Origin of the sequence: Sphingomonas sp. VDB2 (assembly GCF_047946695.1) — a bacterium.
GTDB lineage: Bacteria > Pseudomonadota > Alphaproteobacteria > Sphingomonadales > Sphingomonadaceae > Sphingobium > Sphingobium bisphenolicum.
Genome location: NZ_CP159615.1, coordinates 2,495,254 through 2,518,465 on the forward strand (window position 1 = coordinate 2,495,254; position 23,212 = coordinate 2,518,465).

At 64.9% G+C, this 23,212-nt stretch carries 17 protein-coding genes; 10 read left to right on the forward strand and 7 right to left on the reverse strand.

Going from position 1 to position 23,212, the window contains the following annotated elements:
- Positions 1–54 precede the first annotated feature (54 nt).
- Both ABT375_RS12445 and ABT375_RS12450 read left to right on the forward strand, forming a co-directional pair.
- Positions 55–1,269 (forward strand): glycosyl hydrolase 53 family protein, encoded by a 1,215-nt coding sequence (locus ABT375_RS12445; RefSeq protein ID WP_416462690.1) that lies wholly within the window; start codon positions 55–57, stop codon positions 1,267–1,269.
- Entirely contained in the window at positions 1,266–2,210 is a 945-nt protein-coding gene (locus tag ABT375_RS12450; protein WP_416462692.1) for a glycoside hydrolase family 43 protein, read from the forward strand. Before ABT375_RS12445 ends, ABT375_RS12450 begins: the two co-directional genes overlap by 4 nt.
- A gap of 155 nt (positions 2,211–2,365) precedes the next feature.
- Here the strand turns inward: ABT375_RS12450 and ABT375_RS12455 are convergent, their stop codons facing one another.
- Complete coding sequence (locus ABT375_RS12455) at positions 2,366–3,067, reverse strand: GDSL-type esterase/lipase family protein (RefSeq protein ID WP_416462694.1); 702 nt, start codon at positions 3,065–3,067, stop codon at positions 2,366–2,368.
- A gap of 150 nt (positions 3,068–3,217) precedes the next feature.
- Here ABT375_RS12455 and ABT375_RS12460 point away from each other — a divergent pair, with 150 nt between their 5' ends.
- On the forward strand, positions 3,218–4,183 hold the full coding sequence (locus ABT375_RS12460; protein WP_416462696.1) for an acyltransferase family protein: 966 nt from the start codon (positions 3,218–3,220) through the stop codon (positions 4,181–4,183).
- A gap of 14 nt (positions 4,184–4,197) precedes the next feature.
- Here ABT375_RS12460 and ABT375_RS12465 read toward each other — a convergent pair whose 3' ends face one another.
- Both ABT375_RS12465 and purD read right to left on the reverse strand, forming a co-directional pair.
- Positions 4,198–4,776 (reverse strand): hypothetical protein, encoded by a 579-nt coding sequence (locus ABT375_RS12465; RefSeq protein ID WP_416462698.1) that lies wholly within the window; start codon positions 4,774–4,776, stop codon positions 4,198–4,200.
- Between the two features lie 71 nt (positions 4,777–4,847).
- Positions 4,848–6,125, reverse strand: a complete 1,278-nt coding sequence (purD, locus tag ABT375_RS12470) for a phosphoribosylamine--glycine ligase (protein ID WP_224546558.1) — start codon at positions 6,123–6,125, stop codon at positions 4,848–4,850.
- 7 nt (positions 6,126–6,132) lie between these two features.
- On the opposite strand from purD, the gene xseA reads away from it, so the two are divergent.
- From xseA to ABT375_RS12485, 3 genes are read left to right on the forward strand one after another with little or no spacing between them, the layout of a single operon-like run.
- Positions 6,133–7,629, forward strand: coding sequence for an exodeoxyribonuclease VII large subunit (xseA, locus tag ABT375_RS12475; RefSeq protein ID WP_416464898.1), 1,497 nt, complete (start codon positions 6,133–6,135; stop codon positions 7,627–7,629).
- A gap of 23 nt (positions 7,630–7,652) precedes the next feature.
- Positions 7,653–7,865, forward strand: coding sequence for a DUF2093 domain-containing protein (locus tag ABT375_RS12480; protein ID WP_224546560.1), 213 nt, complete (start codon positions 7,653–7,655; stop codon positions 7,863–7,865).
- Positions 7,862–8,713 carry a M23 family metallopeptidase gene (locus ABT375_RS12485; RefSeq protein ID WP_416462700.1) on the forward strand — a complete coding sequence of 284 codons (852 nt, stop codon included), beginning with the start codon at positions 7,862–7,864 and terminating at the stop codon, positions 8,711–8,713. Before ABT375_RS12480 ends, ABT375_RS12485 begins: the two co-directional genes overlap by 4 nt.
- Positions 8,714–8,762: 49 nt before the next feature.
- On the opposite strand, the gene ABT375_RS12490 is transcribed toward ABT375_RS12485, so the two are convergent.
- Entirely contained in the window at positions 8,763–9,311 is a 549-nt protein-coding gene (locus tag ABT375_RS12490; protein WP_224546562.1) for a type VI secretion protein, read from the reverse strand.
- A gap of 394 nt (positions 9,312–9,705) precedes the next feature.
- Between ABT375_RS12490 and ABT375_RS12495 the strand changes: the two genes are divergently transcribed.
- The gene (locus ABT375_RS12495) at positions 9,706–12,774 is read left to right on the forward strand and encodes a TonB-dependent receptor plug domain-containing protein (protein ID WP_416462702.1); all 3,069 of its coding nucleotides are present in this window, start codon (positions 9,706–9,708) and stop codon (positions 12,772–12,774) included.
- Between the two features lie 105 nt (positions 12,775–12,879).
- On the opposite strand, the gene ABT375_RS12500 is transcribed toward ABT375_RS12495, so the two are convergent.
- Complete coding sequence (locus ABT375_RS12500) at positions 12,880–13,914, reverse strand: hypothetical protein (RefSeq protein ID WP_416462704.1); 1,035 nt, start codon at positions 13,912–13,914, stop codon at positions 12,880–12,882.
- 110 nt (positions 13,915–14,024) lie between these two features.
- On the opposite strand from ABT375_RS12500, the gene ABT375_RS12505 reads away from it, so the two are divergent.
- Both ABT375_RS12505 and ABT375_RS12510 read left to right on the forward strand, forming a co-directional pair.
- Positions 14,025–15,305 carry an aspartyl/asparaginyl beta-hydroxylase domain-containing protein gene (locus ABT375_RS12505; RefSeq protein ID WP_224546565.1) on the forward strand — a complete coding sequence of 427 codons (1,281 nt, stop codon included), beginning with the start codon at positions 14,025–14,027 and terminating at the stop codon, positions 15,303–15,305.
- 119 nt (positions 15,306–15,424) lie between these two features.
- Positions 15,425–15,634 carry a hypothetical protein gene (locus ABT375_RS12510; protein ID WP_224546566.1) on the forward strand — a complete coding sequence of 70 codons (210 nt, stop codon included), beginning with the start codon at positions 15,425–15,427 and terminating at the stop codon, positions 15,632–15,634.
- 233 nt (positions 15,635–15,867) lie between these two features.
- On the opposite strand, the gene clpB is transcribed toward ABT375_RS12510, so the two are convergent.
- Together clpB and ABT375_RS12520 are read right to left on the reverse strand one after the other, a co-directional pair.
- A complete protein-coding gene (clpB, locus tag ABT375_RS12515) occupies positions 15,868–18,447 on the reverse strand; it encodes an ATP-dependent chaperone ClpB (RefSeq protein ID WP_224546567.1) in 2,580 nt (859 codons plus the stop codon).
- 73 nt (positions 18,448–18,520) lie between these two features.
- Entirely contained in the window at positions 18,521–20,170 is a 1,650-nt protein-coding gene (locus ABT375_RS12520) for a M28 family metallopeptidase (protein WP_416462706.1), read from the reverse strand.
- A gap of 167 nt (positions 20,171–20,337) precedes the next feature.
- Between ABT375_RS12520 and ABT375_RS12525 the strand changes: the two genes are divergently transcribed.
- Positions 20,338–23,199 carry a M16 family metallopeptidase gene (locus ABT375_RS12525; protein WP_416462708.1) on the forward strand — a complete coding sequence of 954 codons (2,862 nt, stop codon included), beginning with the start codon at positions 20,338–20,340 and terminating at the stop codon, positions 23,197–23,199.
- Positions 23,200–23,212: the final 13 nt, after the last annotated feature.

Below are 23,212 nucleotides of genomic sequence, written 5' to 3' on the forward strand. Positions count from 1 at the left end.
AGCACGGCTTGTCGGGAGGAGGACTTGCCCCGTCCACAGCAAAGGAGAGAAACGATGCCCTCATTCGACCGGCGAACGGCGCTGGCTACGGCGGGACTTGCGAGCCTTGGGCTGACGTTGCCGACCAAGGCGGCGACGCGCCGGGGCGCCCGTCCCGGCCCCTATCTGATCGGCGCGGACATTAGCTGGATTCCCGAGGATGAGGCCGCGGGCGCGCGCTATTTCGTGGATGGCGTACAGAAAGACCCGATCCTGCTGCTGCGCGATGCCGGGTTCAACGCGATCCGGCTGCGCATCTTCGTCGATCCGGCGAAGGGTTATGCCAAGCGCGAGCCGGACAAGGCCTGGGCCGGCCTGGCCCAAGCCATCATGCTGGGGCGGCGCATTCGGGAGGCCGGCCTCTATCTGGTCCTGAGTTTCCATTATAGCGACATATGGGCCGACCCCGAGCATCAGGGCGTCCCCGCGGCCTGGGAAGGCTACGATCTCGGGCAGCTTGCCAAGGCAGTCGACACCCACACCCATGACACGCTGGTCGCGATGCGCGCGGGCGGCGCGCCGGTCGACATGGCGGTGATCGGCAATGAAACGACCTTCGGCATCCTCTGGCCGCTTGGCCAGGTGCAATTATCCACCCCCACCGGCAATCCGGTCACCGACGCCAATCATGCGAAGGTCGGCGCAGTCGGCGGGTTCGACGCTTTTGCGTACTTGCTGCGCGCCGGAATCGCCGGGGCGCGGCGGGCCGAACCGGCGATTGCGATCCAGTTGCATAATCATCTGGGCCGCCATTGGCCGATCGTACGCGAATGGACCGACGCGCTGGTCGCGCGGAAGGTCGATTTCGACGTCATCGGCTTTTCCTGCTACCAGCAACGCGCGCAGGGCGACTGGGCGACGACCTTCGCGCAGTTCGTAAAACGCTATCCCGACAAGGGGTTGCTGGTCGCCGAATATTCCAGCCGCAAGCGCTATATCAACGATCTGGTCCACGCCCTGCCGGCCAGACATGGCTGGGGCGCCTTCATCTGGGAGCCGACCCGGCATCAGGAGGCCATCTTCGACCAGGACGGCCAAAATGCCGGCGAAGGGGCCAAGCCAGACCTGATTGCGCAAGGGCTGAACAGCGCCGAAGCACCCGGCGGCATCGCCGGGCAGCCGGCAGTGGCGGTCCAGCCGGAATCGACTGGTCCGATGGGCCATGGTGACGATTATGTCGCCAATCCGCTGTTGGATATCTACCGCCAAATGGCGAAGGATTACCGGTGAGGCGGCGCGATTTCGCTCTGGGCCTTGGCGCGCTGGCGCTGACGAGTTGCGCCACCCGGCGCATGGCACAGGACAAGGACCCGCTGGTCTTCGCCTATTTCACTACCGGCCAAACAGGCGAAGCCGACGGCCTGAAACTCGCCGTCAGCGACGACGGCTTCGCCTTTCGTCCGCTGGCGGGCGGGCGCAGTTTGCTGGTTCCGCAGGTGGGCGAGAAGAAACTGCTGCGCGATCCCTTTCTCTTCCATGACGGCCGGACCTATCATCTGTTATGGACCACGGCCTGGAAAGGCGTGACGATCGGCCATGCGACCAGCGCCGACCTGGTCCACTGGTCGGCGCAAAGGGCCATTCCGGTGATGGCGGACGTACCCGGCGCGCGCAATTGCTGGGCGCCCGAGGCGATCCGCGATCCCCGCACTGGGCGATACGACATCTTCTGGTCCAGCACCGTCACCGGCCGCTTCACCGAAACCGCCGGTACATCCGAATCAGCCTATAATCATCGACTCTGGTACAGCAGCACGACGGATTTCGAGACGTTCGCCCCGGCCCAGCCGCTCTACGACCCCGGTTTCAGCGTGATCGACGGCAGCTTCACGCGGGGGCCTGCAGGCGACCTCTGGCTGGTGGTGAAGGACGAGACGGTCGATCCGCCGCGCAAATGGCTGCAGGTCGCTAAGGCGGACAGCCCCACCGGCCCCTTCGGCCCGTTGTCCCCGCCCTTTTCTCCCGCCTGGGTCGAGGGCCCCATGACGGCCCGGATCGGCGACGCGCTGCTCTGCTATTATGATATCTACAAGGAAGGTCGCTGGGGCGCGGCGATGACTCGCGACATGATGCGGTGGACCGATGTAAGCGCGCGATTGGCCATGCCGACGGGCGCACGTCACGGATCGTTGCTGCGCATCCCGCGTGCCTTGGTGGACGCGATCGGCTGAGCGGGCTCGAACAATCTATTTAGCGCCGGCACTTCCCCTTCGCCCAGCCGCAAGGCACGTTCGGCAAGGCCAAGCTGCCTGTGATCCCAAGAACGACTGCTATTGCTTCCGCGAAACGGTGGGAGAATCGCTGGTTCCTGCCCCCCGCTGCCGCGCTATGGCGCGCAATTGTGCGTCACTTGGGGGGGAAGGATGTCACGCAGGCGTTGGCGCACGACTTCGGCCCAGATGCGATAGCCCCGCGCATTCATATGCACCCCATCACGCTGATAATTGTCGCCCATTACGCCCCCGGCAAAGAGCGGTGTCGTGATGTCACCATAATAGGCCACCCGCATATGGGGCAGAAATTGCTGCGCCGCCGCGTTGAACAGGCGCTGTTCGCGCAGGAAGGCCGCCCGGCCGGGGCTGGGCTTCGCCGACAGCAGCAGTACCGGCACATCGGGCAAGAGCCGGTCGCGCAGATCGAACAGGCTGGCGAGTTGGCGCATCACCGTGCGGACGGGCACGCCATTGGCAATGTCATTTTCGCCGACGTAGAAAATCAGTGCGCGCGGGCGCCCCTCGCGGGGCTTGATATTGGCGAAGCGCGGCAGAATGTCCGCCAGCGTCGCACTGTTGATTCCCCGATTTTCCGTCGCCCAGGGCGCCATGTCCCGATCGAGGCTGGTCCAGCGATGGATCGAGGAACTGCCGACGAACCAAAGCGTGCAATTGCCCGCTGCGGCCATGTTGTCAGGCAGGGTCGCCGTGGATTCTCGATAGCGGCCATAGAGCCGCCACCCGACAAGGATCACGGCGAAGACGAGCAGCGCCGTCAGGAGCTTGGCGAGAGGCGAGGAATCGATGCTTCGCAATAGGACAACCTCCAAGTAGCGGGCGGAATGGCGCTATTTCGGCGGAAACACCATCCACAACGGTTCGGCACATTATCCGTTCACCACATATTTTAAAGCGTTTGCAAGTACAGATGGCGCAGGCTCATACGGGGCCGGGGGTTTATCAGCGTGGGCAAGAATCCGTCGATCGACCTTCTCAAGGGGGTCTTGATCCTTCTGGTGATGGCCGGGCATGCCATGGAGCTTGCCCATCAGCAGCATCTGGCGCTATGGATCGGCGCGGGATTCCGGATGCCGTTGATGATCGGCATATCAGGCTATCTGTTGAACCTCACCCGCACCCGCACAGAACAGACGGGGGTGTTGCTGGGCCGCTATGGCGAGCGCATGTTGCTGCCGTGGCTGGTCGCCCTCATCGTCTATCTGCTGGTGAGCGGCTGGTCCGTGTCCTGGATCACCCCGCTGGACCTGATGCTGCGCCCGCCTTTCCACCTCTGGTATGTGCCGGTTCTCTTCTTCCTGATCCTGGTGACGCGCCTCCTTCCCTTGCCGCCGCTGCTGCTGCTGGCGATCGGCGCGCCGATCAGCCTGGCGACCATGTATGGCTTTGGTCTTGACCACGGCCCGGTCGGGATCAGCCTGATGTCTCCCGACAGCCGTTTCCTGCGTTTTCCGGTGTATTTCTTCTTCGGTATGTTGATGGCGGAGAAGGGATTGCCGACGCGCTATCTGGGCATCGCGCTGCTCGTCATGGCGCTGGGCCTCACCTGGTGGGCAGGCCTTCGGGGCAGCGGCAACGGGCTGGCCTATGTTCCCGCGCGGCTGATGATGTGCCTGGGCCTGATCGCGCTGCTGCCCCGCCTGTCGGCGTTGCGCCTGTCCTTCGCCCCACTCAACCGGATCGGCCGGGACAGCCTGTTCTTCTACCTCTGGCACCCGCTGGTGATGGGGGCCGCGCTGGCGGGCGGAGCCAGCGCGATGGCGACGCTGGCGCTTTCGATCCTGATCTTGCTGCTCGCCAGCCGCCTGTTCGCGCCAAGCACGCTGATTCGTCGGCTGGTCGGCAGCGCACCCGCGCCGCGCGTACACATGGTCGCGCCGGAACCGTCGGACGTCGCGCCGCAGCCGGCCTGATTCCTCAGATCATGTCAGAGCTTGCCATATTTGGCTTCGAAGCCGGCAATGTCGCCGGCGGCGAGATATTTGGCCTGATCGACCCACTGATCGCGCACCGGGCGGCCCTTGAAATTGCCCAGCTTCGCGTCGATCGCAGCGATATCGGCATCGCCCCAGGCCGCGACCTGCGCATAGCGGGTGACGCCCAGTTCGACGAGCAACGCCTTGAGCTTGGGGCCAACGCCCTTGAGGCGAAGAAGGTCGTCAGGCTCATCCGTGACCGCCGCGACGGCAGGCGATACGGGAATGGGTTCCGGCTCGACAATCGGATCGACGGACGTGACTGGCACGACCGGTTCTGTGGGGACCACCGGGGCGACAGGCTCCACCACGACCGGGGCCGCAGCGACCGGCGCCGCGATGATCGGATCGACGAAGGGCGTCGGCGTCGGGGGCGGTGCGGCGATGGGGGCGGCCACCGGAGCGGGTGGCGCGGCCGGTTCGACCGGCTGCTCCGCCTTGCGCTTGCCCGACAGCAGGAAGACAAGCGCGATGATGACCAGCAGCGCGACCAGCAGCCACAGTCCATAGTCCATGAAGAATTCCTGCATCGCGCTCCGTCTCCCCTGCCAAATCCTGACGCTATTTAAGGACGGTTTGCCACGCGCTGCAAGGGCATGGCCTATTGCGCCTCGCGCGCGACCTCCCGCCAGCCGATATCGCGACGACAGAAGCCGGTCGGGAAGTCGAGCGCGTCGACCGCGGCATAAGCCGCGACCTGTGCCGCGCCGACCGTATCTGCGGTCGCGGTGACGTTGAGGACGCGCCCGCCATTGGCGATCAGCACGCCATTTTTTTCCGTGGTGCCGGCGTGGAAAATCTTCGCGCCGTCCTTTTCCGCTGCGTCAATCCCGTCGATCGCGCCGCCCTTGTCGGGCGTGCCGGGATAACCGTTGGCCGCCATGACGATGGTAAGCGCGGCGCGGTCCGCCAACTGGACCGGCCCCTGTTCCGCCAGATGGCCCTGCGCCACGGCAAGCAGCAGATCGATCAGGTCGCCGTCGAAACGGGTCATCAGCACCTGGCATTCGGGATCGCCGAACCGGGCATTATATTCGATCAGCTTCGGCCCTTTGGCGGTCAGCATCAGGCCGGCATAGAGAACGCCCGAATAGGGCATGCCTTCGGCCGCCATGGTGTCGACGGTCGGGCGGATGATGGTTTCCATCACCTGGCGCTCCAGTTCCGGCGTCAGCACGCGGGCCGGGCTGTAGGCGCCCATGCCGCCGGTATTGGGGCCGGTGTCGCCATCCCCCACCCGCTTGTGGTCCTGCGCCGATCCGAAGGGCAGGATCGCGCTGCCGTCTGTCAGCGCGAAGAAGCTGGCTTCCTCGCCGGTCATGAATTCTTCGAGCACCACTTCCTCGCCCGCCGCGCCGAATGCGCCAGAGAACATGGTGTCGAGCGCTTCGACGGCTTCGTCGCGGGTTTCGGCGATGATGACGCCCTTGCCCGCGGCCAGCCCGTCCGCCTTGATGACCACCGGCAGCGCGAAATCGTCGAGCGCTGCGAGCGCGCCATCCTTGCTGGTGACCCGGACATAGGCGGCGGTGGGGATGTTCGCGCGCTGGCACAAATCCTTGGTAAAACCCTTCGACCCCTCAAGCTGCGCGGCTTTCTTGTTGGGACCGAAAACGGGCACCCCCATGGTGCGGAGGTTGTCGGCAAGGCCATCGACCAGCGGCGCTTCCGGCCCGATCACCACCAGCCCGATCGAATGGCGGATGCAGAAATCCATCGTCGCGCGATGATCCGTCGCGTCGAGGTCGACCAGCGTGGCATGCTCGGCTATGCCCGGATTGCCCGGCGCGGCGTAGAGCGTATCGAGCCGGGGCGATTGCGCCAGTTTCCACGCCAGCGCATGTTCGCGGCCGCCGCCGCCAAGCAGAAGGATGTTCATGTCGCCCATGTCCCCGGAATTTGATGCCTATGACAGTTCGGGCCGCCTGTTAGCGGAGGAACGCGCAGGGGACAACGCGCCGCCGCTCAGCGTCAGCGAATTGTCGGGCATGCTCAAGCGCACGGTCGAGGATCGATTCGGCCATGTCCGGCTGCGCGGCGAGATTTCGGGCTTCAAGCGAGCGGCGTCGGGGCATCTTTATCTGGCGTTGAAAGACGAGAATGCGGTGCTGGACGGGGTGATGTGGAAGGGTGGCGCACAGCGGCTGGCCTTTTTCCCGCAGGACGGCGTCGAGGTGATCGCCACCGGCAAGCTGACAACCTATCCCGGCCGGTCCAAATATCAGATCGTCATCGAACGGATGGAACTGGCCGGCGAAGGCGCGCTGATGGCGCTGCTGGAGAAGCTGAAGGCCAAGCTGGCGGGCGAAGGGCTGTTCGCGGTCGAGCGCAAGAAGGCGCTGCCCTTCCTGCCGCGCACGATCGGCGTCGTGACGTCGCCGACCGGTGCCGTCATCCGCGACATCCTTCACCGGCTCGCCGATCGCTGCCCGACCCATGTCCTCGTGTGGCCGGTGCTGGTGCAGGGTCAGGGCGCGGCGGAACAGGTGGCGCGGGCGGTGCGGGGCTTCAGTGCGATGGACGGCAGCGGGCCAACGCCCCGGCCGGACCTTGTGATCGTCGCACGCGGCGGCGGGTCGATCGAGGATCTGTGGAGCTTTAACGAAGAGATCGTCGTGCGCGCTGTCGCCGACTGCACGATTCCGATTATTTCGGCGGTGGGGCATGAGACGGACACGACCCTGTGCGACTATGCCGCCGACCGGCGCGCACCCACGCCGACCGCAGCCGCCGAAATGGCGGTTCCGGTACGGGCGGAATTGCTGGCGGGCCTCGGCGAGATGGGTTTGCGGGCCGGACGCGCGGTGCGTCGTGGCGCGGCGCAGGCCAGGGAGCGGCTGGAGATGCAGGCGCGGTTGATGCCGACGCCGGATATGCTGCTCAGCCCCCAGCGGCAAAAGCTGGATCAGTTGTCCGACGGGCTGGTGAGCGGGTTGCGCCATCGGCTGGCCGATGCGCGCGCGCATCTGGGGCAAGCGGGCGGCGCATTGCGGCCGGCCCTGCTGCGCCAGCATGTCCAGCGCGCGGGCGAACAACTCGACCGGCTGAAGCTGCGTCCCGATTATCTGCAACGCGCTTTGTCCGATCGCGCGATCGCCTTCGACCGGATGTCGCGCCATTTCGCCTCGCTCGATCCCGATCGTCCGCTGCAAAAGGGCTATGCGCGGGTGATGGCGCGAGGGCGTCTGGTGCAGTCTGTGGCCGCAGCGCAGACGGCTGGCCAGGTGACGCTGCATTTCAAGGACGGGACGGTGGAGGCCGCCATCGGCGATAAGCCGCCGCTTGAGAAGCGCCCGCCCGTCGCTATATCCCCATCATCACCGCGGCCCGCCCGCAAGCCGCGCGAGGCGAACGAAACGCCGCAGCAGGATCTATTTTCCTGATCGAGCGAAGAAAGGCCTGACCCATGTTGATGTCCAATCGCGACCGGATCGCCCGGCTCCACTACATGCCCTATAGTTTCCGTGTGCTGCAGGCGGGCGACCATGTCCTGTGCGCCGTGACCGGGCGAAAGATCGCGCTGGAGGATCTGCGCTACTGGAGCATCGCCCGGCAGGAACCCTATGCCAATGCCGATGCGTCGGTACAGGCGGAATTGAAGGCGCTTGGGCCGCGATGAGGCGGATCGGCCTGGCGCTGCTGCTGGCCTGCGCCGGAACGGCCGTCGCGCAGCCCGGCCCCCGCTCCGGGACGATGCAGACCGATTTTCAGCTGACCGGCACGGCGACGCAGGGCGGCACGCTGGTCGGCACCGCGCCGTCCGGTACGGTCGCGCTGAAGCTGGATGCGCAACTGGTGCCAGTGGACGCCGACGGCCGCTTCCTGATCGCCTTCGACCGGGATGCCCCGCCGATCGCGCGCCTCACTGCGCGCCTGCCTGATGGACGGACGATCGAACGCGCATTGACCGTCGGGCCACGCGCCTGGCGGATCGAGCGGATCGACGCGCCGATGCGGCCCACCAAGAGCACAGAGGCGTTTCTGGCGCTGCGCAAGCCGGAGCTGGAGGCGATCGCCAACGCGCGTGCGATGGTAACCGACGCGCAGGGCTGGCGGCAGCGCTTCGTCTGGCCGAGAATAGGGCGAATATCCGGGCTGTTCGGATCACAGCGCGTCTATCAGGGAACGCCCGGCGCCTATCATGGCGGCGTTGATGTGGCGGGCGCGACTGGCGTTCCAGTGATGGCCCCCGCTGACGGCGTGGTAATCCTCGCCGCCGCCAACACACCCTTCACGCTGGAAGGACATTTGCTGATGGTCGATCATGGCCATGGCCTCAACAGCGCCTTCCTGCACCTGTCGCGGATCGACGTAAGGGTCGGCGACCATGTGGCCCAGGGGCAACGCATCGGCGCGGTCGGCGCCACGGGGCGCGCGACCGGACCGCATCTCCATTGGGGAATGAAATGGAACGAGGCGCGGATCGACCCGATGCTGCTCGCCGGGCCGATGCCGAACGGGCTTTAGATTCGGCGCGCAGCAAGCCGTCGTCGGCTCCCGCTGGCGGCAATAAGCGTCAACTGACCCGCTTCATACGAATTGCTCGCCCGCCCTCGAGCTTGCCCATGAAACTGCCCATGGCGGCGCGCTTCAATTCGATCTTCTGGCCGGGCTTGGGTTCGCGCCCGGTCACCGCTTCGGTCGTCATCCATTGGGCACCGTCTTCCAAGACAATCTGCCACTTGCCATAGCCCAGGCTCCGGACCGACGCGATCACCGCATCGATATGGGTGACGCCCTCTTCCTGCGGCTTGTCGCCGCCGTCGTCATCGCCGCCGCCGAGGAAAGGCAGTTTGGGGAAAGAGAAGCCGAACAGCGTCTTGCGCGTCTTGTTGAGTTCGCTCTTGTCGAGCACCACCACCTCGTCGCGCTGGGCAGCAGCGTCGATCGCGCCGACCTGCCGATCGAAACAGGCGAGCCGCTCCGCATTGTCCGTTATGGCGCGACACTGGAGCAGGTTGGTGAAGATTTCCGGCCGGGGCTGCTGCCGCTGTGGCGCCGCCTGGGCCGCCCCCGCCACAAGGCACAGCATGGTTACGAAAATCCAGCCCTGCTTGCCGTTCATATTCGTGCTTCCTCTTCCGAACCCTGTGTCGCCACTAACATGCACCCGCGGGATATGACGTCAATATGACAGTCTTCGCCGATACCGGACGTCTCAAACGCCACAATAGGTCGGCTATCCACTTCATGATGTATGATTGCTACATCCTTTTGTAACTTCGTGTAATTTTCTTGCAATACGGCCGTAAAACAGCGGCGCGCCCACCTTGTTGCATTTATGATACAGCCGCCTTCAAAAGCGGCCATGTCCCTTTTCCCCCGCTTTACAGCGCCCCGAAGCCCGCGCAGTTTCGTCGCATCCATACGGGGGGATCGCTGTCGGGCACCATATCCCTTCGTACGGGCCACTTATGTGGCAGGCTATCTGCCAAACTCCAGAGCAAGGGACTGGAACCGTGAAAATATTTTCGAAGAGGGCACTATTGCGTGCCAGCGCCGCACCGGCGATCCTGGGCGCGTCGCTGATCGCGACGGCTGCATTCGCGCAGGACGCGCCGCAGACGGCGGAAGCCGATGCCGGCGACACCATCATCGTTACGGGTTCGTTGATCCGCAACCCGAACCTGGAGCGTTCGACGCCGGTCACCGCGACCACGTCCGACCAGATCGAACTGAAGCAGAACAACACCGCGGAAGATATTCTGCGTGAAATTCCGGGCATCGTTCCCAGCATCGGTTCGGCCGTCAACAACGGCAACGGCGGCGCTTCGTTCGTCAACCTGCGCGGCCTGGGTTCCAACCGCAACATCGTCCTGCTCGACGGCGACCGCCTGGTCCCCGCCGAACTGAACGGTCGTTTCGACCTTAACAACGTTCCCGTCGCCCTGATCGAGCGCGTGGACGTGCTGACCGGTGGCGCATCGACCACCTACGGCGCGGACGCCATCTCGGGCGTGGTGAACTTCGTCACCAAGTCGGACTTCGCCGGGCTGGAAGGCACGATTTCGAACCAGCTGACCGAAGAAGGCGACGGCAACTATTTCCGCGCCGACGTCACGCTCGGCGCGAATTTCGACGACGGCAAGGGCAATGTCGTCTTCTCGATCGGCTATCAGCAGTCGGACCCGGTCTATCAGGGCGGCCGCGACTATTCGGTCTTCAACATCGACTCCTACAGCGGCGCCATCGGCGGTTCGGGCACGTCGAGCCCGTCGCGCTTCACCGGCACCAACCCGTCGGGCACCGCGACCGGCAACGGCACGCGCCAGATCACGGCCGACGGCACCGCCTTCCGCCCTACCACCGCGTTCGACGCTTTCAACTTCAATCCGTATAACGTCTTCCAGACGCCGTTCGAACGCTTCAATATGTTCGGTGCCGGTCGTTACGAAGTCAGCGACGCGGTCGAAGCCTATACGCGCGGCATTTTCTCCAAGAACACCGTCAAGACCATCATCGCGCCGTCGGGCGCCTTCGGCATCGCCGTCGATATCCCGCTCAGCAACCCGTTCCTGACGACGGCGCAGCGCAACGCCTTCTGCCAGCGCAATACGGCCTCGGCTGCGAACATCGCCCTGGGCGTCTACACCCCGCTGTACACGGCCGCAGAGTGCGCCGCAGCGGCGACGGCCACCGATCCGAACGACCCGAACTATCGTGAAGTCACCACCGCCCTGTCGCGTCGCGCGACCGAGCTGGGGCCGCGTATCTCGGAATTCACCACCACTTTCTTCGACTATAAGCTCGGCTTCCGTGGCGGCATCACCGACACGATCAGCTGGGACGTTTCGGGCGCCTATGGCGAGAGCGAGCAGACCCAGACCCAGAAGGGCTACTGGCTGAACTCGCGCGTGCGTCAGGCGCTGCAGGCGACCAGCACCACCGACTGCCTCGACACGTCGAACGGCTGCGTGCCGCTGAACGTGTTCGGCCCCGATGGTTCGATCACGCCGGAAATGAACGCGTTCCTGAACGCCAACAGCCAGGTCGTCACCAAGACCTCGCTGGCGCAGGCCAATGCCACCATCAACGGCGACTTCGGCTGGTCGGCGCCCTGGGCGAGCGACGCGGTCGCCTTCGCCATCGGCGGCGAATATCGCAAATATGCCGCTTCGCAGGAATCGGATCTTCTCTCGCAGTCGGGTGACCTCGGCGGCGCCGGCGGTGCGGCTCCGAACATTGCGGGCGGCTATGACGTCTATGAAGCCTTCGGCGAACTCGTACTGCCGCTGGTTCAGGACAAGCCCTTCTTCCAGGATCTGACCCTGGAAACCGGCATCCGCTACTCGAAGTACAGCGTCGACGCGCCCAGCAACCCGTCCTACAAGACCACGACCTGGAAAGCCGGCGGCAGCTGGACCCCGGTGGACGGCTTCAAGATCCGCGGCAACTATGCCCATGCCGTTCGCGCGCCTAACATCGCCGAACTGTTTGCGCCCGTGAACACCCTGCTGACCAACCTTGGCACCGATCCTTGCTCGGGTTCGGCACCGCTCGGCAACGCCAATCTGGCCGCGGTCTGCATCGCGCAGGGCGCTCCGGCGACCACCATCGGCGCGATCACCAACGATCCGGCCGGTCAGGTCAACTATACCGGTGGCGGCAATCTGGCGCTGAAGCCTGAAAAGTCGAACAGCTGGACCATCGGTGCAGTCTTCCAGCCGTCGGGCCTGCGTGGCTTCTCGGCGACGATCGACTATTACAACATCAAGATCACCGACGCGATCACTTCGCCCACGCCGGGCGACGCGATCGGCGCTTGCTTCAACAACATCACCGCCTCCAGCGCGACCGATCCGGCCTGTACCGCGATCCGCCGCAACCCGCTGACCGGTGAACTGTTCGGTGAAGCGGCGACGACCCCTGGTCTGTCGCTGGTGACCTCGAACCTGGGCAAGCTCAGCACCGACGGTGTCGATTTCTCGCTGAACTACCAGAAGGATATCGGCTTCGCCAACCTCGCGCTCAGCCTGACCGGCAACTGGACCAACAGCTCGAAGTTCCAGGCGACCTCGGTTTCCCTGAACCGCGAGTGCGTGGGCTATTATTCGGTCAACTGCGCGTCGATCCAGCCCAAGTGGCAGTTCTCGCAGCGCACCACTTTGTCCTTCGAGAAGGTCGACGTTTCGCTGCTCTGGCGCTACATCGACACGGTGAAGTTCGAGCCGCAGCAGATGGCCGACGACATGGCCGCTGCTCTGGCCGCGAATCTGGATGACGATGGCACGGTTCTGCCGCTCGACGACCAGGGTTGCCCGAACTACGAAACCACCGATGAAGGCGGTTGCATCGTCGATCCGAAGTTCCGGAAGATCAAGGCCGAGCATTATTTCGACCTGACCGGCCGCTTCCATGTTTCGGACGAGATCACCATCACGCTGACGGCTCAGAATATTCTGAACAACAAGCCCAAGGTGGTCGGCAACACGATCGGTTCGACCAGCTACAACAGCGGCAACGTCTATCCGTCGACCTACGACGCGCTGGGCCGTCGCTACGCGATCGCTGCGAAGTTCCGCTTCTAAGCCACGCGTCAGCCATCAAAAAGGAGGGGCCGGTGGAAACACCGGCCCCTTTTTTCGGGCTATTCGAAGGAGAGGGCCGCGCCGTGCGTTGGAGCAGTCGGTTGCTCAGTCGAGCAACGAATTGGGCAGCGTCATCGCGATGCCGCCATTGTCCGCCAGGACACGCGCCCAATGCACAACCTTATCCACCTCCTCGCCATGAAGGCTGCGGCCCTGCTGCGCCGCCCGCGCGCGCTGGCCGGGCGCGAAACCCGCCCCGCTCTTGGCATCACGGGCAAAGATCGGACCGCTAACGATGGCGTCGATCGCGCTGCCGTCCAACCTCAGATCGAACAGGCCGGCGAGCGCCGCCAGGCTGTCCCCCGGGCGTTCCACCAGCGTTTCGCTGTCGAGCGTCGCTACCCGGTCACACAGCTTGCCGGCGATGTCCTGAAATTGCCGCTGCTGCGCCAGCCAGCCGGCCGCAGCCACCTGGATGTCGGTGAGGCCGAGATAATCGTCGGGTGCGATGCCCAGCGGCGCCAGCATCCCTTCACGCAGCAGTTTGCCAAACAGATCGCGCACCCACAGGCGCCCCCACATGCCCTTGCGCGCGATCGAGGCGAGATAGGCGTCGAGCGGGGCATGGAGCAGCAGCGCGCGCGCCTGCGGCCGCAACGCCATGATGCCTGGGATCAGCGGATTGACGATGTTGGACGGCTTGACCACCACCGCCTCGCCCGGTGCGAACGGGCGCGCGAGCAGCCGCAGTCCATCATCGAGCACCCGCGCGACATCCGGCCCCTTCGCCCCGCGATGACGCCAGCCGATCAGATCATTGAGCAGCACCGGCTCCTTGAGTCCCATCGCGACGCCGGGCCGGTCGAACGCGGCGGCGAGCAGGGTCGAGCAGCAATAGGCCGAATGGAAGAGGAAATGGGCGGGCGCCGGCGCCCTCGCCTGTTCGACGGCCTCGGCGCGGCGCACCACTAGAGGTTGACCAAGATCGCCCAGATATTCGTCTGTGAGGAAGGGAATGGCGGCATGGCGTTCGCGCGGCACCGGCAGGAGATGAAAAGCGTCATGGTTCGGATCATAGCGGTGCGCCAGCCATTGGGCGCTGCGCATGACGTCGCGGATCGATGGGAGAGAGGCGCTCATGCGTCAGCCTTGGCATGCGTGTGTTTCCCGCACAAGCCGTGCGGACGTCCCCCCACTTGCCAGCGCCTAGGCTTCTGATAGCGATAGGGAATAGAGGTCAGGGGCACTTTATGGACGTGACGGTGGGGCGGTTGTTGCAGCAGGCTGTGGAGGCGCGCCGCCATGGGCGGGCCCGAGAGGCGGAGCGTGCGCTGGGCGAAGCATTGCGCCATAGCCCGAACGAACCGCAGGCGCTCAACCTGATGGGACTGATCGCGCTCGACCGGCGCGACTTCAGCGCGGCGGGTATCCAATTCCGGGCGGCGGCGCAGGCCGATCCGGGGGAAGCCGCTCTGTGGATGAATGTCGCATCGGCCGAACGCGGGCTGGGCGCGGCGGAGGCGGAACGGGCCGCACTGAACCGGGCGATAGCGATCGAGCAACGCAACCTGACGGCGCAAATCCGCATGGCGGAACTGCAGCAACGGCTGGGCGAGGCGCAGGGTGCGGCCGAAAGCTGGGGCAAGGTGCTGGCGCTGACTACCGGCATGGCCGACATTCCCCCGGCGCTGGCAGAGATATTGGCGCAAGCTCGCCGCTTCGTCAGCGATCATCATGCGCGCTTCGCCGCCTTTGTCGAAACGGGACTGGCCGATCAGTTGGGCGCTGCCGATCCGTTGGCGCGGCGGCGCTTCCAGGCCTGTCTCGACCGCGAGTTCGGACGGCGCACCGTCTATCAGAACCAATGTTCGGGTCTGCATTACCCCTTCCTGCCCGCCGACGAATTTTTCGATCGCGCCCATTTTCCCTGGATGGCGCAACTGGAAGCGCAGACCGATGTGATCCGTGGCGAATTTATGGCGATGGTCGCCCGCGACGGAGGAAATATCCGTCCCTATGTGCGGCAGGATAGCGGGACGCCGGACAATATATGGACGGCGCTCGATGGATCACTCGACTGGGGCGCATCCTTCCTGTGGGAATATGGCGTGCGCAACGAAGCGGTCTGCGCCGCCTGTCCACAGACGATCGCGGCGCTGGAGGCATTGCCGCGAGCGGACATTCCTGGCCGCGCGCCGTCGGCCTTCTTTTCGCTGCTGAAGCCCGGCAGCCGGATTCCGGCGCATACTGGCGTCACCAACAGCCGCGCCATCGTCCATCTGCCCCTCGTCGTGCCGCCCGGCTGTTTCTTTCGGGTGGGCGGCGAAACACGGGCATGGGAAGAAGGCGTCGCCTTCGCCTTCGACGACACGATAGAGCATGAAGCATGGAACGAGAGCGATCATTTGCGCGTGTTGTTGATCTTCGACGTATGGAATCCGCATTTGTCGCTTGAAGAACAGCGATTATTGAAGCAATTCTATGCCACGGCCGATGCGAGCAAGACGAGGGATATCGCGGCGAGCATCTGATCGACGGCAGAATGATGGAGCCCGCCTGACCGGCGACCTATCGTTTCAGCCGCGTTCCTGGGAGATAATAAGTGCGAGTTTTGAAAGCAGTAATCGCGTCGAGTCTGTTTGCCATCGCCATGCCCGCTTTGGCGGAAGACAAACCCAAGCTGGATCGCAACGATCCCAACGCCGTGCGCTGCAAGCGCCTGGAGGTCACCGGGTCGCTGGTGCGCCGCGAGCGCATCTGCAAGACCAATGCAGAATGGCGCGCTATCAGTGACCAGCAGGGCCGCGATGCGGACGACCTGATCACCCGCAGCCGCGCAGGCATGAACCCGAACGGCTGATGCACGGCGGCGGCTGTGCTGACGGCGACTGATACCGGCCTGGACGTGACCGGATCGCTCGTGCGCAAGGCGCGTCTCTGCAAGCTTCCGCAGAATGGCGGATAGTCCGCAAACGAAACAGCCGCGATGCGGATGATTTGATCAGCCGGTCGGGGGGTGAAAAGCTGGTGATATGGCAAAAGGGCCACCATATCATATGGTGGGCCTTTCGTCTTTGCAGCAGAGCGGCAGCCTTAAACGACCTCCAGCCTCAACGCCCCGTCGCCATCCTCGACCCGGACGGTCGATGCGTCGGGGATTTCGCCGCGCAGGATCAGGTCGGCCAGCGGATCCTGCAGATAGCGCTGGACCGCGCGCTTCAAGGGGCGTGCGCCATAGACCGGGTCATAGCCGACCCGGCCGAGCCAGGCACGCGCCTCGTCGGTCAGATCGAGCACGATCTTGCGATCCTTGAGCAGCTTGCCGATACGCGCCACCTGGATATCGACGATCGGGGCCATATGGGCCGCGCCCAGACGGTGGAACAGGATTACTTCGTCCAGCCGGTTCAGGAACTCCGGGCGGAAATGGGCGCGGACGATGTCCATTACCTGATCCTCGACCTTTTCCACCGGCTCGTCATCGGCCAGGCCGGTGAGATATTGGCTGCCCAGGTTCGACGTCAGCACGATGATCGTATTGGTGAAGTCCACCGTGCGTCCCTGCCCGTCGGTCAGGCGGCCATCGTCCAGCACCTGGAGCAGGATGTTGAACACATCGCCATGCGCCTTCTCCACCTCGTCGAACAGCACGACCTGATAGGGGCGGCGGCGGACGGCTTCGGTCAGGACGCCGCCTTCCTCATAGCCGACATAGCCCGGAGGCGCGCCGATCAGCCGGGCGACGCTGTGCTTCTCCATGAACTCGCTCATGTCGATGCGCACCATGGCGCTGTCGTCATCGAACAGAAATCCTGCCAGCGCCTTGGTCAGTTCGGTCTTGCCAACGCCGGTTGGCCCCAAGAAGAGGAAGGAACCGAGCGGCCGGTTGGGGTCTTGCAGACCCGCGCGTGACCTGCGCACGGCGGTCGACACCGCCTTGACCGCATCGGCCTGGCCGATCACCCGCTTGCCCAGCGTTTCTTCCATCGCCAGCAGCTTTTCGCGCTCGCCGGTCATCATCCGCTCGACCGGGATGCCCGTCCAGCGCGCGACGACGCCGGCGATATCCTCCGCCGTCACCTCCTCGCGCAGCATCGCGCCTTCCGAAGCGGTTTCCGCTTCGGCGAGGCGCTTTTCCAGCGCGGGAATGGTGCCGTAGGACAGTTCGCTCATCTTCGCGAGGTCGCCCGCGCGCTGGGCCTGCTCCAGTTCGAGCCGGGCGGCGTCGAGTTGCTCCTTGACCTTCGCTTCGCCGGCGATCTTGTCCTTTTCCGACTGCCAGCGCTGGGTGAGCGAGGCGGATTGCTCCTCCAGATTGGCGAGATCCTCTTCCAGCGTGTCGAGCCGGTCGGCCGATGCCTTGTCGGTCTCCTTCCTCAACGCCTCCCGCTCGATCTTGAGCTGGATGATGCGGCGGTCGAGATTTTCGATCTCCTCCGGCTTGGATTCCACCTCCATGCGCAGGCGCGAGGCGGCCTCGTCCATCAGGTCGATCGCCTTGTCGGGCAGGAAGCGGTCGGTGATATAGCGGTTGGAGAGCGTCGCCGCGCTGACCAGCGCGCCGTCGGTGATCCGTACGCCGTGATGAAGTTCGTATTTCTCCTTGAGGCCGCGCAGGATCGAGATCGTGTCCTCGACCGTGGGTTCGCCGACGAAGACGGGCTGGAAGCGCCGCTGGAGCGCGGGGTCTTTTTCGACATATTTGCGATATTCGTCCAGCGTGGTCGCGCCGATGCAATGGAGTTCGCCGCGCGCCAGAGCGGGCTTGAGCAGATTGCCCGCGTCCATTGCGCCTTCGCTTTTACCCGCGCCGATCAGCGTGTGCATCTCGTCGATGAAGAGGACGATCTGGCCATCGGCGCCCTTTACCTCGTCCAATACGCCCTTCAGCCGTTCCTCGAACTCGCCGCGATATTTGGCGCCCGCGATCAGCGATCCCATGTCGAGCGCCATCAGGGTGCGGTCCTTGAGCGTATCGGGCACGTCGCCATTGGCGATGCGCAGCGCGAGACCTTCGGCGATCGCGGTCTTGCCGACGCCGGGGTCGCCGATCAGGACCGGGTTGTTCTTGGTCCGGCGGGCGAGGATCTGGATGGTGCGACGGATTTCCTCGTCGCGGCCGATGACCGGGTCGAGCTTGCCCGCGCGCGCCGCTTCGGTGAGGTCGCGGGCGAATTTCTTGAGCGCATCGTAGCGATCCTCCGCACCCGCCGTGTCGGCGGTGCGTCCACCGCGCAAGGCATTGATCGCGGCGTTGAGCGCTTCGGGCTTTACGCCTGCGGCGGCGAGCGCCTTGCCCGCCGTCGTGGTGGTGGCGAGGGTGAGCGCGAGCAGCAGGCGCTCGACGGTGACGTAGCTGTCGCCCGCCTTCGCCGCGACCTGCTCGGCGCTGTCGAGGACGCGCACGGCGTCATTGTCCAGGCCGGGGGTCTGTTGCGCGCCGCTGCCCGATACGACCGGCACCTTGGCCAGCGCCGCGTCGACGTCGCGCAGCGCAACTTGCGCCGAGCCGCCCGCCGCCTTGATGAGGCCGGACGCCATGCCCTCGCTGTCCTCCAGCAGAGCCTTCAGCAGATGTTCCGGGCCGATCCGCTGATGGCTCATGCGGATCGCGACGGTTTGCGCCGACTGGAGGAAACCTTTGGCGCGGTCAGTGAATTTTTCGATGTTCATGTACGTCCACCCAATATGACGGGATTGATGTAGTGTTGCTTAAAAAGCACACAAGGGGTGGCGCATGATTATCCTAATGCGCCGCTTTCTTCGCATTGGGCGCGAAGGTGTCGCCGAAGAAATCCGCCTGATACCAAAGGGGCGCGGCATCGCTGTCGGCCAGCGCGCGGGTGATGCGGTAATTGGCTTCCGCAAAACGAGCGCCTGCGTTCCAGTCTATCTTCTGGTTCATATCGTCGCCCGGATGATGATAGGCGCCGCCCAGGAAATCGCCCCACGCCTTTTCGCCGCCATTGGCGAAGCCGGTGGCGAGGAAGACGGCGGGCACGCCCTGCTTCACGAACATATAATGATCCGACCGCACGAAGATGCCTTCCTGCGGCATCGGGTCGGGCGAAAGTTTGATGGTCATCGGTGCGACTGCGTTCGCCACGATCGGCCCGAGCGTGGAATGGTTGGCGCCGAAAGCGATGACGTCGGTGAAGGGATAGAGCAGCAACGGCATGTCGAGATCGACATTGCCGACGATCTGCCTGACAGGCACCGCCGGATGGCGGGCGAAATAGTCGGCGCCGAGCAGACCCTTTTCTTCGCCGGTGGAGGCGAGGAAGATGATCGAGCGGCGCGGCTTTTGCGGGGATTGCGCCATGGCGCGGGCGACTTCCAGCAGGGTCGCGATGCCCGCCGCGTTGTCGAGCGCGCCGTTGTTGATGCGATCGGTATCGGGCTTGTCGTCGGGCTTCGCCTCGCTGATCCCGATATGGTCGAGATGGGCGGACAGAACGACATATTCACGCTGCAGCACCGGGTCGCTGCCCGGCAGGATGGCGACGACATTGGGACTGGTGACACGCTTGCCCACGCTTTCCACCTGGATGCGGGCGCTGCCCTTGAGCGCGAAGCCTCTGGGCTTGCCGCCCGGCTTGTCGGCTTGTTTGCGGATGGCGGCGATCGACTGGGGCGCGCCGGCGAACAGCGCTGCGACCACCGGCTCGTTCACGGATGCGGCGGCGCGGATGCCGGGCGCATCGACATGCGCCTGGCCATCGGTATCGACCCAGGTGAAATCGGGTTCGTTGGCGAAGGTCAGCATCCGCGCCCAGGGCCGCGCTTTCATCGATTGCAGCGTGCCGACCGAGAGCATGCCGACCGCGCCGTGCGCCTCCGCCACCTTCGCCTTGGTCGCGGAGAGATGCGCCCCCTCCTCGCTCGGCAACCCCTTGGGATAGCCGCGCAGGGTGACGACGATTTTCCCCTTCACGTCGAGACCGGCATAGTCGTTGAGGCCCATGCGGGCATTTTCGATGCCATAGCCGACGAAGACCAGCGGCGCAGACAGATCGACCTTGGGTTCGTCGGGGTTCAGGCCGACGATGACGTCGGTGCCGTGAGTCCAGCTTTTGTCACCCGCGGGGCCGGTCAGCGTCAGGACGGCGGGAATGTTCGTCCGTTCGGTCTGCTGGAAGGCGATGCGCTGGAGCCAGCCGCCTGCATCCCCGGCGGGCTTGAGGCCGAGGCCGTCAAACTGGCTGGCGACGTAGCGCGCCGCGATCTCATGCCCTTCGCTGCCAGTATCACGCCCTTGGAGCAGGTCGTCAGCGAGAAATTCGACATGGGCGCGCATGGCGGCGGCGGTGAATACCGGATCGGCGGCGCTCCGGGCCGGGAGAGCGGCGGGCAACAGCAGCGCCGTCATGGCGGCAAGGGCGAAGGGGGTTTTCATGGAGATATCTGTCCACTGGATGGCGGGATGGGCGGAGGATTGCCGCCCTACCCCCGCCCTGTCCAGCAATAAGCGTATTGCACGTCTAAAACGGCCCGCTATGCTGCGGCCTTATGTGCAGCGGCCGTGTTCTATCGCTGCAAAGTCTCCCTTTTCATGAGGTTCTCATGGCCCTTTCCCCGATGTCGCGCCGCCTGTCTTTGACGATGGGCCTGTCCGTCCTGGCGCTGTCGCCGATGGCGCAGGCTGCCAAGCCCGTTGCGGCGGCGGCTCCCGCCCCGGTCGCCAGCCTCGTGTCGCAGGTCGATATTCCCTATGAGGAATTTACCCTCAAGAACGGGCTGCGCGTCATCGTCCATACCGATCGCAAGGCGCCGGTGGTGGCGGTGTCGGTCTGGTATCATGTCGGATCGCGGTTCGAACCGGCGGGCAAGACCGGTTTCGCCCATCTGTTCGAACATCTGATGTTCTATGGGTCGGAAAATGCCGATGGGCCGTTCTTCGGGCGACTGGAGGATATCGGCGCGACCGACTGGAACGGGACGACCTGGTTCGACCGGACGAATTATTTCGAGACGGTGCCGACCGGCGCGCTGGACCGGGCGTTGTTCCTGGAATCCGACCGCATGGGCCATCTGCTGGGCGCGGTGACGCAGACCAAGCTGGATACCCAGCGTGGCGTGGTCCAGAATGAAAAGAGGATGGGCGAGAATGAGCCCTATGGCCTGGTCGAATATGCCCAGCTCGATGCGATGCTGCCCGCGGGCCACCCCTATCGCCACTCCACCATCGGGTCGATGGCGGACCTGAACGCCGCGAGCCTGGCCGACGTGCAGAGCTGGTTCAAGACCCATTATGGCCCGAACAACGCCGTGCTGGTGCTGGCCGGGGATATCGATGCCGCCACGGCCAAGACGAAGGTGGAGAAGTGGTTCGGCAATATCGCCGCCGGCCCCGCGCCCAAGGATGTGGATGCAACCGTGCCGACACTCGACAAGGATGTCGAGAAGGTGATGCACGACAATGTCGCGGCGACGCGCCTCTATCGCAACTGGATCGTGCCGGGGGTCAATTCCGACGAATTGCAGCAACTGGACCTGGCGATGACGGTGTTCGGCGGGCTGAAATCCTCTCGCCTCGACAATGCGCTGGTGCGTGACGAGAAGGTCGCGGTGGGCGTGAAGGCCAGCATCCAGCCTTTCGAGAAGCTGTCGATCGCGGAGATCACGGTCGACGTGAAGCCCGGCGCGGACCCGGTCGCGGTGGGCAAAAGGCTCGACCAGCTGCTGGCCGACTATCTGGACAAGGGACCGAGCGCGGACGAGGTGCTGCGCGCGGCGACGGGCCAGGCGGCGGGGACGATTTCGGGGCTGGAGAAGGTCGGCGGCTTTAGCGGCAAGGCGGTGACGCTGGCCGAAGGCGCGGTCTATTCCAACGATCCGGCCAAATATAAGAAGGATCTGGCCGTCTATGCCGCCGCGACGCCGCAGAGCGTGAGCGCCGCCGCGCGCAAATGGCTGGGACGGCCGGTGTTGCGCCTGACCGTCGCGCCGGGCGAGCGGTCGGCCGCTGACAATGCGCTGGCGGGCAATGCGACCCACAAGCCCGCCTTCTTCCGCAATCCCGATGCCGCCGCGCCCGTCGCTGCGACGCCGCCGGCGCCGACCAAGATCGCCGAGCCGCCGATCGAGCCGGTCAAGGATCTGGACTTCCCCGATATCGAGCATGCGACGTTGAAGAACGGCATCAAGGTCGCGCTGGCGCGACGCACTACGGTGCCGACGGTGCGCGTGTCGGTGGCGTTCGATGCCGGCAATGCGGCCGATGACAAGGCGAAGCTGGGCACGGCGGGGCTGACCGCCGCGCTGCTGGACGAAGGGACCAGGACGCGGTCGTCGATCCAGATCGCCGAGGAGCAGGAGCGGCTGGGCGCGTCGATCAGCGCGGCCAACAGCATGGACCGGACCACGGTGGGCCTGTTCGCGCTCAAGCCCAATCTGGATGCGTCGCTGGACCTGCTGGCCGATGTGATCCGCAATCCCGCCTTCGCCCCGGCGGAGGTGGAGCGGCTGCGCAGCCAGATGCTGACCAAGATCGCGTCGGAGAAGACCGAGCCGATGGCGATCGCCCAGCGGATGTTGCCGCCGTTGCTCTATGGGCAGGCCCATCCCTATGGCATTCCCTTCACCGGGTCCGGCACGGAGACAGGCGTCAAGGCGGTGACGCGGGCGGACCTGACCGGATTCCACGATGCCTGGCTGCGGCCCGACAATGCGACCATCTTCGTCGCGGGCGATACGACGCTGGCCGAACTGATGCCGCTGCTGGAAAAGCGCTTCGGCGACTGGAAAGCCCCCGGCGTGGCGAAGGGCGTCAAGACGTTCCGCATGGACCGGATGATGCGCCCGTCACGGATCGTGCTGGTCGACAAGCCGCAAAGCCCGCAGTCGATGATCCTGGCCGGGCTGCTGACCAACAAGAGCGGGACCGACAATCCCGTGACGTTGCAGACCGCCAATGAGGTGCTGGGTGGATCATCCTCCTCGCGCCTGATCATGGACCTGCGCGAAACCAAGGGCTGGGCCTATTATGCCGGGTCCGCGCTACCCGGCGTCAAGGAAACGATCCCTCTGCTGGTCTATGCCCCGGTGCAGACCGACAAGACCGGCGAGTCGATCGTCGCCGCGCGCAAGGATATCAGCGATTTCCTGACCGCCAAGGGCACGACCGAAACGGAGCGCAACCAGACGATCAACAGCCAGATCCTGTCTCTGCCCGGCAGTTTCGAAACGTCCTCCGACCTTTTGAGCGCGATGATGCGCAACGACCTGATCGGGCGGCCGGACGATTATTACGAGACGCTGCCCAAAACCTATCGCGCCATGACCGCCGCCGATTTCGACAAGGCCGCGCGCGAGGCGATCAACCCCGACCGGCTGATCTGGGTCGTGGTAGGCGACGCCAAGCTGGTGCGACCGCAGCTTGACGCGGTAGGGCTGCCGGTGGAAATGGGCACATTGGCTGATTGACGCCAACGTAAAG

Coding starts and splice junctions, on each gene's coding strand:
- ABT375_RS12445 (WP_416462690.1), top strand. CDS start 55: ATGCCCTCATTCGACCGGCGAACGGCGCTGGCTACGGCGGGACTTGCG.
- ABT375_RS12465 (WP_416462698.1), bottom strand. CDS start 4,776: ATGCAGGAATTCTTCATGGACTATGGACTGTGGCTGCTGGTCGCGCTG.
- purD (WP_224546558.1), bottom strand. CDS start 6,125: ATGAACATCCTTCTGCTTGGCGGCGGCGGCCGCGAACATGCGCTGGCG.
- xseA (WP_416464898.1), top strand. CDS start 6,133: ATGTCCCCGGAATTTGATGCCTATGACAGTTCGGGCCGCCTGTTAGCG.
- ABT375_RS12480 (WP_224546560.1), top strand. CDS start 7,653: ATGTTGATGTCCAATCGCGACCGGATCGCCCGGCTCCACTACATGCCC.
- ABT375_RS12485 (WP_416462700.1), top strand. CDS start 7,862: ATGAGGCGGATCGGCCTGGCGCTGCTGCTGGCCTGCGCCGGAACGGCC.
- ABT375_RS12490 (WP_224546562.1), bottom strand. CDS start 9,311: ATGAACGGCAAGCAGGGCTGGATTTTCGTAACCATGCTGTGCCTTGTG.
- ABT375_RS12500 (WP_416462704.1), bottom strand. CDS start 13,914: ATGAGCGCCTCTCTCCCATCGATCCGCGACGTCATGCGCAGCGCCCAA.
- ABT375_RS12505 (WP_224546565.1), top strand. CDS start 14,025: ATGGACGTGACGGTGGGGCGGTTGTTGCAGCAGGCTGTGGAGGCGCGC.
- ABT375_RS12510 (WP_224546566.1), top strand. CDS start 15,425: ATGCCCGCTTTGGCGGAAGACAAACCCAAGCTGGATCGCAACGATCCC.
- clpB (WP_224546567.1), bottom strand. CDS start 18,447: ATGAACATCGAAAAATTCACTGACCGCGCCAAAGGTTTCCTCCAGTCG.
- ABT375_RS12520 (WP_416462706.1), bottom strand. CDS start 20,170: ATGAAAACCCCCTTCGCCCTTGCCGCCATGACGGCGCTGCTGTTGCCC.
- ABT375_RS12525 (WP_416462708.1), top strand. CDS start 20,338: ATGGCCCTTTCCCCGATGTCGCGCCGCCTGTCTTTGACGATGGGCCTG.